The sequence below is a fragment of the Kitasatospora sp. NPDC059817 genome (assembly GCF_042731835.1).
GTDB lineage: Bacteria > Actinomycetota > Actinomycetes > Streptomycetales > Streptomycetaceae > Kitasatospora.
In genome coordinates, this window is record NZ_JBHWIR010000281.1 from 5,508 (window position 1) to 6,453 (window position 946).

Annotated in this window: 1 pseudogene; it reads right to left on the minus strand. The window is 75.5% G+C overall.

The window, feature by feature from the left end:
* Positions 1–738 (minus strand): annotated as a pseudogene (locus ACFV61_RS33265) (hypothetical protein); the annotation flags it as partial.
* Positions 739–946: the final 208 nt, after the last annotated feature.

The following is a 946-nucleotide window of genomic DNA, read 5'->3' on the forward strand; positions in this document are numbered from 1 at the left end:
GCCCGCCGGGGGCGGGGCCTTTACGGGGCGTTGGTTGTGCGTTTGGGGGGGGCCCGCGGGGTGGGGGCGCCCGGGGGGGGGGGCGAGGGCGTCCAGGGCGAAGCGGCGCACCGGCGCCTCGGGGGCCGCGAGGAGCGTTCCGGTCAGGGCCGTGGTCGACCCGGTCAGCAACGGCACGAGCAACTGGCCGTGGGCGAATGCGCCGCGTTGGCGCCGGTTGATCAGCAGGGCCGTGCGCACGGTCGCCGGGGTGGCCAGCAGCGGGTCGCCATGGAGCAGCACGGCCAGGCCCGCGCTCGCCGCGTCCCGAACCTGGCGGACCCAGTCGCTGGTGCGCAGCACGAGGAACGGCATCGTCCCGGGGTGCGGCTGGTCCAGCATCCGGCGCACCGCGCGCTCGCGGATGCGGCCGTCGGCGTGCGAGGCGGCGAGAGCGAGCGCGACCGGGTCGGCTTCGACGGGCCGCGGGGTGGGACACGTCGGGTGCCACCACTCCCGCCGTATGAAAGCGTCCAGGCGCAGCAGCAGTACCGGACGCTCCGTCAGCGTGCGCAGCGCCTCGAACGAGTCTTCAGCGCTTCCGGTCGAGCCGACCTCCAGCAGCGCGGCGGTCAACTCCTCCAGCGCACTTCCGTCCGCGGCCCGCTCACCAGCGACCAGCAGCCGGACACGCTCCAGGGCGTCCGCGCCAGGGGAAGGCGGTGAGAGGGGCTGCTGACGACGGAGGAAGAAGTTCACCGCGCCATCCTGCCGGAGCCGATGCGCAGCGCCGCGCCGCACTCCGGGCAGGCCGGCGCCCCGGCCGCACCCTTGTTTCCTCGCGTGTCGAAATCCTCGTTCATGATCGGCATCGTAGGGCGGGGGGGGGGGGGGTTTGGCCCGGGCGAGGGGGGGCGTGGTCATACCGCCGACGCTAGCCGGGGCGGCCGGGCGCCGGAGGGCGCAC